Below are 5,125 nucleotides of genomic sequence, written 5' to 3'. Positions count from 1 at the left end.
TCGCCGACATAGGAGGAGATCATCTTCCTGATCTGGCGGGTGCGCAGCAGCTTGCCGAGGCCTTCATTGTCGATGCCGGCATTGTTGGAGACGCAGGTCAGCTCCTTCACGCCCGAGGCCTGGATCGCGTCGATCAGCCGCTCCGGCAGGCCGCACAGGCCGAAGCCGCCCGAGCAGATCGTCATGCCGTCGAACAACAAGCCGTCGAGCGCCGCCGCGGCGTCGGGATAGATTTTCTTCATCAGCGCGTCTCCTCGCCGCCCGGCCTTAGCGAGGCGGCGGCGAAGCGGTCAACGGCGCGCGCCGGCTTTGTGGAACGGCGCCCTGCCGCCGCCGTTTCCGCCGGTATGACCCGGAACGCGGACTCCGCCCTGCTCGACCTGCTGAAGGCGCTCGATGCGCGCGGCTACGACTTCGTCACGCCGACGCCGGCGAGCCATGCGCGGGTGGTGAAGCGGCCGGACAAGGCAAGGGCGCGCGATCTGCGCGACATGCTCGGCTGGAGCCTGCCGTTCGTCCCCGGCACGATCGAACCGAAGATCGCCGACCTGCTGCGGCACGCCGGAATGGTCGAGGATGCCGGCGACGGGCTGCTGCGAAGCCGGCTGCGCGTGTCGCGGCTGCACGGCCGTCTCTTCCTCCATTCGGCCTACCCGACCGATGCAGCGGATTCGGTGTTCTTCGGCCCCGACAGCTATCGTTTCGCCAACCTGATCGTGGCCGAGCTGGCGCGCGAACCGATGATCGCAGGCGCTCACGTCGTCGATATGGGCGCGGGAGCCGGCGTCGGCGGGATCGCCGCCGCGCTGGCAAGCGACCGGGCGCGCGTGACGCTGACGGACCTCAATCCCAAGGCGCTGCGGCTGGCCCGGATCAATTCCGCCGCGGCGGGCGTGGCAGTCGAGACGATCGAGACCGACACGCTCGATCCGATTGCCGATCCAATCGATCTGGCGGTGATCAATCCGCCTTACATCGTCGATGCGGACGACCGCGCCTATCGCAACGGCGGTGGGATGCACGGCGGCGAAGTGCCGCTGCGGATGGCGAGGATGGCGACCGAGCGGCTCGCGCCCGGCGGACGGCTGATCCTTTATACCGGCGCAGCAATCGTCGACGACCGCAATCCGCTGTGCGAGGCGGTCGCGAGCCTTGCCGCGAAGCGCGGTTTCTCGTTTGCCTGCCGCGAACTCGACCCCGACGTTTTCGGAGAGGAACTGGCCAGGCCCGCCTATCGCGACGTCGAGCGGATCGCGCTGGTGGCGGTCACCCTCGCCCGACCGCGCTAACGCGCGCGGTCGGCGCGCAATCCTGCGGCCGTGATGCCGGCTGCGGCGCAGGCGGCGTCGTCGGCCGGCGCTTCGCCAGACGCACCGACTGCGCCGAGACGCGTGCGCCCGTCCGCGGACCAGATCGGCATGCCGCCAGCCACGGTCACGACGTGCGGCGCGCGTTCGAAGCCGGGCGTGGACCGCGCCCCTTCCGCCAGTTGCTCCGTGCTGCCGCCCCAGGCCGCGGACGCCTGTGCCTTGGCGAGCGCGAAATCCATGATGCCGGTGCCGTTGCCGTCCATGCGCAGCGCAGCGACGAGGTGACCTCCGGCATCGACCACCGCGATCGCGTGGCTCTGTCGCTTGGCTGCTGCATGAGCTGCACAGCCGTCAACGATCGCCTGCGCCGTCTTCGCATCCATTGCCGGCATCTGTGCGGCCGCGGCGCTGCCGAGCAACAGCCCGGCGAGCAGCAGGGGCTTCACTTCGCCTGGACCGCAGCCAATGCGGCCGGCAGCTTCGCCGCAGCCGCGTCGTCGATCGGCGCCTTATAGGTTTCGCGCATCTTCTTCACCGACTCCGCCCAATGCGCGGCATCCATCCGCGCCTGATACAACACCATCGCCGGACTGTGGCAGCCCGTGCAGTTGGCATTGAGCAGGTCGGCATCAGGGCCGGTAAACTGGGTTTCGTCGTCCGGCAGCGATATTTCGACAGACTTCATCGCAGGCGCCGCGGCCGCGGCGAGCAGGGCAAGGGCCAACAGCTTCATGCGACCATGACCCGGGTCGGCTCGACCTGGCCGCGCAGATAGCCGCCGCTGTTCCAGATCGGGTCCATCGATTGAGTGACGCCGGCCGTGCTGGTGCAGCGGGGCAGCAGGGTCAGCGCGCCGGCGGCGGGCGGCGGCAGCACCGCCTCGAAGCGGCGGAAGCTGTATTTGCCCTCATCGCGGCCCAGTGTCGCGTCGGTCCAGCTGCGACCGCCATCGACCGATAGCGCGACCGACTTGACGCCCGCATCGCCGCCCATGGCAATGCCGCGCACCGCAAGCGGCTGCCCTGACCGCACCCGCGCGCCTTCGGCGTGGCTGGTGATCCAGGAGCGTGGGATCATGCGGCTGATCGGCACGGTCGCGAAGCCCTTGGCGCCAGGCTGGACGTTGGCGCCGGGCGTATCGGGGATGCGGTAAGCCTTGGCCATCCAGAAGTTGTCGTCGGATGCGGTCAGCACCTCGATATCGCTCAGCATTTTCATCCAGTAGGTGGAGAACCAGCCGGGCACGATGACGCGGAGCGGAAAGCCGTTCAGCAGCGGCAGCGGCTCGCCATTCTGAAGGAACGCGATCATGACCTCGCCGTCGCGGGCATGATCGATGTCCAGCGACTTCATGAAATCCGGGCCGTCCGGCACCAGCGGCTGGTCGAGCCCGGCGAAGCGGACGGCGGCCGCGCCCGGCTGCACGCCCGCGCGGTCCAGCACGTCCTTCAGCCGCACGCCGGTCCATCTGGCGTTGCTCATCGCGCCGTGGCCCCACTGGGCGCCGAGCACGCGCGGCTCGAAATAGCCGCGGGAATTGCCGGAGCATTGGTTGACCGCTGCATATTCGATACGGGGCATCGCCATCAGCTCGTCGAGGCTCAACGAAAGTAGCTTCGCGACATGGCCGCGGACGTTGAGGCGGAAGGCGGCGGCATCGATCGAGGTCGGAATGTCGCCCCAATGCCAGCGCACGAAGAAACGGTCGTTGGGCGTGAACACGCCCTGATCGAACACGTCGAACGGCGTCTCCAGCAGCGGCGGGCGCGCGCGCTGGACGATCATCTCGCCCTTTTGCGGCCAGGCGGTGCTGGTCGGGCGCTCGGACGGGCCGCCGGGGAGGTGCAGATCGACGATGCGCTGCGCCCGGGCCGTACCCGCAAGCGCGGCGGCGCCGAGCAGGATCGAGCGGCGAGGAAGCAGCGGGCCGGTCATGCTGTCAGCCTAACGGCAATGCACCGGAAGTGAAACAATTCCGTTTGCCCTGCGCTTGTCGACGGCGTCCCTTCTTCTGGCCAACCTCAAAACAAGGGAGGGCTTCGACGAGTTTAGCTCGAACGGAGCGTCGGACCTACACTGAGCCGCATCCTGAGCCGCATCGACTCACCCGGCTCCAGCACCTGCAGGCCGAGTTCCGGCCAGCGCGCCTCTGGCTCGTTCAACGCCGCATTGGCGTGGCTGACCGGTTCGGCCGCGAGCAGGCCGCCCTGAGGCGGCGAGTAGATCTGGAAGAATCCTGCATCGGGCGAGGCCATCCGGCGGACGCGGTTCCCGTCCGTCAGGCGCATCTCCCCTCCCCAACCGCCATAGCCATTGTCGAGCCCGCGCGCGCAGGCCGGGGTGCCTTCCAGCGCGTAGCGGCCGGTCGCCGGCGCGGTGCCGGTGGGCAGCACATCGTCGTCGACTTCCCAGACCTTCTCGACATGGGTGTCGATCCGCGTCCCGGAATCGCAGGGGTAATAGGGATGGAAGCCAAGGCCGCAGGGCATCGGATCGGCGGACAGGTTACGGCATTCGATCTCCGCATCGAGGCCGTCGTCGCCCAGGCGGAATGTCTGGCGCGCTTCATAGGCCCAGGGCCATTCGCCGGGCTGGTGCGCGAAGAACAGGCAGGCAAAGTCGGCCTCCTGCCGTTCGACGAGCCAGGGACCGAGCCAGCCCTGCCCGTGCAAGGGGCTGGGATCGCCCTTCATATTGGGTGCCAGCCGGACAGTGATGCCGCGGAAGTTGAAGCGGCCGCCGCGGATGCGGTTGCAATAGGGCACCAGCGGGAAGCAGCCACAGTCGAGCGGACTGTTCGGCGCGTCGCTGCCGCGCAGCACCGGCCGGCCCTGATGCGTGAAGCCGGCGATGGCGCCCCCGATGCCGGGTGCCAGCACTAATTCGTAATCCGCGGCCCTGATCGCAATCATGACCGTCCCCTCACCTAAGTTATCCACAAAAAAGCGATATCGTAGTCGCCGCAACAGGCTTTCTGCTTGAGTCACGCTCCATTAAGTAGCGCCGACGCATAAGGCGTACATGGTTGAATTGGTGCCCGGGGGGGCGCGTATGACTCGTATGGTTCGTGATTTCTTCGAGGTCGAAGACCAGGTGTCGCTCGACCAGATGATCGACCTTCTTTCCGCCGTCCGCGACCGGCTGCCCGAGGGCGCCGAGGACCCGAAGGTGCGCATGTCCGGCGACGACGTGTTCGGCCGCCGGATGGTCGTGTCGTACCTGCGCCCGCAGACGGCCGAGGAAGCGGCCCGCGACGCCCGCTACAAGGGCCGGCTGAGCATCGCGGCGTAGGCCGCTCACCATTCCGCAAAACTCCCGTCCCGGGTGCGCCAGACCGGGTTGCGCCAGCGATGGCGTTCCTTGTCCGCCTCGCGCACGGCGGCTTCGTCGATATCGACGCCCAGGCCGACGCCGGTCGGGATCGGCAGATAGCCGTCGACGGGGTTCAACGCTTCCTTGTTGACAACGAAGTTCAGCAGGTCGTGCCCGCCGGTGTTGTAGTGGATGCCGAGCGACATTTCCTGGATCGCGACATTGGGCGCCGTCGCGGCCAGCTGCAGGCAGGCAGCGAGCGCGAGCGGGCCCAGCGGGCAATGCGGCGCGACGGCGATGTCGAACGCCTCGGCCATCGCGGCGATCCGGCGGCATTCCGACAGCCCGCCGGCATGGCTCAGGTCCGGCTGGATCACGTCGACGATCCCCCGCTCCAGGAACGGCTTGAAGCCCCAGCGGTCGTACAGCCGCTCGCCCAAAGCGATCGGGATGGTGGTGAGCCTGGAGAGCTGCTCCAGCCCTTCCAGGTTCTCCGACAGCAG

The 5,125-nt window shown here is 68.1% G+C and carries 8 protein-coding genes; 2 read left to right on the top strand and 6 right to left on the bottom strand.

Features of this window, described 5'->3' with window-relative positions; genetic code table 11:
• A partial coding sequence (locus tag VFT73_RS07710) for a CoA-transferase (RefSeq protein WP_326409669.1) occupies window positions 1-242 on the bottom strand: 242 nt, incomplete at its 3' end.
• A gap of 105 nt (window positions 243-347) precedes the next feature.
• Between VFT73_RS07710 and VFT73_RS07705 the strand changes: the two genes are divergently transcribed.
• Window positions 348-1,289 carry a methyltransferase gene (locus tag VFT73_RS07705; protein ID WP_326409668.1) on the top strand — a complete coding sequence of 314 codons (942 nt, stop codon included), beginning with the start codon at window positions 348-350 and terminating at the stop codon, window positions 1,287-1,289.
• Here the strand turns inward: VFT73_RS07705 and VFT73_RS07700 are convergent.
• The 4 genes from VFT73_RS07700 to VFT73_RS07685 all read right to left on the bottom strand — a co-directional run bounded on the left by VFT73_RS07700 (window position 1,286) and on the right by VFT73_RS07685 (window position 4,222).
• Window positions 1,286-1,756, bottom strand: coding sequence for a GlcG/HbpS family heme-binding protein (locus VFT73_RS07700; protein ID WP_326409667.1), 471 nt, complete (start codon window positions 1,754-1,756; stop codon window positions 1,286-1,288). The two genes, VFT73_RS07705 and VFT73_RS07700, sit on opposite strands and share 4 nt — an antisense overlap.
• Window positions 1,753-2,043 carry a cytochrome C nitrite reductase gene (locus VFT73_RS07695; protein WP_326409666.1) on the bottom strand — a complete coding sequence of 97 codons (291 nt, stop codon included), beginning with the start codon at window positions 2,041-2,043 and terminating at the stop codon, window positions 1,753-1,755. Before VFT73_RS07695 ends, VFT73_RS07700 begins: the two co-directional genes overlap by 4 nt.
• Complete coding sequence (locus VFT73_RS07690; protein WP_326409665.1) at window positions 2,040-3,245, bottom strand: molybdopterin-dependent oxidoreductase; 1,206 nt, start codon at window positions 3,243-3,245, stop codon at window positions 2,040-2,042. Before VFT73_RS07690 ends, VFT73_RS07695 begins: the two co-directional genes overlap by 4 nt.
• A gap of 113 nt (window positions 3,246-3,358) precedes the next feature.
• Window positions 3,359-4,222 carry an aldose 1-epimerase gene (locus VFT73_RS07685; protein WP_326409663.1) on the bottom strand — a complete coding sequence of 288 codons (864 nt, stop codon included), beginning with the start codon at window positions 4,220-4,222 and terminating at the stop codon, window positions 3,359-3,361.
• 139 nt (window positions 4,223-4,361) lie between these two features.
• Between VFT73_RS07685 and VFT73_RS07680 the strand changes: the two genes are divergently transcribed.
• Window positions 4,362-4,601, top strand: a complete 240-nt coding sequence (locus VFT73_RS07680; protein WP_326409662.1) for a hypothetical protein — start codon at window positions 4,362-4,364, stop codon at window positions 4,599-4,601.
• Window positions 4,602-4,606: 5 nt separating this feature from the next.
• Here the strand turns inward: VFT73_RS07680 and VFT73_RS07675 are convergent.
• Window positions 4,607-5,125, bottom strand: a 519-nt coding sequence (locus tag VFT73_RS07675) for an enolase C-terminal domain-like protein (RefSeq protein ID WP_326409660.1), incomplete at its 5' end; no start/stop codon positions are given.

Origin of the sequence: Sphingomonas sp., assembly GCF_035758555.1 — a bacterium.
GTDB lineage: Bacteria > Pseudomonadota > Alphaproteobacteria > Sphingomonadales > Sphingomonadaceae > Sphingomonas_B.
The sequence above is the reverse complement of the archived record's forward strand: the minus strand, read 5'-3'. Positions and strand labels throughout refer to the sequence as shown.

Excerpts from the sequence above, each read along its gene's own strand:
- VFT73_RS07705 (WP_326409668.1), top strand. The coding sequence starts at position 348 with ATGACCCGGAACGCGGACTCCGCCCTGCTCGACCTGCTGAAGGCGCTC.
- VFT73_RS07695 (WP_326409666.1), bottom strand. The coding sequence starts at position 2,043 with ATGAAGCTGTTGGCCCTTGCCCTGCTCGCCGCGGCCGCGGCGCCTGCG.
- VFT73_RS07690 (WP_326409665.1), bottom strand. The coding sequence starts at position 3,245 with ATGACCGGCCCGCTGCTTCCTCGCCGCTCGATCCTGCTCGGCGCCGCC.
- VFT73_RS07685 (WP_326409663.1), bottom strand. The coding sequence starts at position 4,222 with ATGATTGCGATCAGGGCCGCGGATTACGAATTAGTGCTGGCACCCGGC.
- VFT73_RS07680 (WP_326409662.1), top strand. The coding sequence starts at position 4,362 with ATGACTCGTATGGTTCGTGATTTCTTCGAGGTCGAAGACCAGGTGTCG.